The following is a 545-nucleotide window of genomic DNA, read 5'->3' as shown; positions in this document are numbered from 1 at the left end:
AAAAAACGCAAATCCCTTCCTAGAGAAGGCGTACGTAAACTCATAAAATCATTAGATGATGAGTTTACAAAAGCTAACATCAAAGTTGGTAGAGATACGCTATTTAATGTCCTTAGAAAACATAATATGCTAACACTTAGAAAGAAAACCAGTGCCAGAACTACTAACTCATATCATCGCTTTTATAAGTATAACAACATTATAAAAGACCTTGAAATAGCGCGAACTAATCAAGTTTGGGTATCTGATATTACATACATAAGAACTGTAAAAGGGTTTTGTTATCTAGCCTTAATAACAGATATGTATTCTAGGAAAATTGTTGGTTATGATCTTAGTGATAGTTTGGAACTAAAAGGATGTGTAAGAGCCCTAAATAAGGCCATATATCAAGCCAAAAACATTAAACAGCTTATTCATCATTCTGACAGAGGAATACAGTATTGTAGCAATCAATACACGCAAATACTAAAGAGAAAAAAGATAGATATCAGTATGACTGAAGAAAATCATTGTTACGAAAATGCCATGGCTGAGCGTGTAAA

Annotated in this window: 1 protein-coding gene; it reads left to right on the top strand. The window is 32.5% G+C overall.

Annotated features, from left to right (window positions below; translation table 11 throughout):
* Positions 1-545, top strand: a 545-nt coding sequence (locus tag Q0891_RS17220) for an IS3 family transposase (RefSeq protein ID WP_299103578.1), incomplete at both ends; no start/stop codon positions are given.

This window comes from uncultured Winogradskyella sp. (assembly GCF_947498005.1).
Classification (GTDB): domain Bacteria; phylum Bacteroidota; class Bacteroidia; order Flavobacteriales; family Flavobacteriaceae; genus Winogradskyella.
This window is presented reverse-complemented; position numbering and strand designations above follow the sequence as displayed.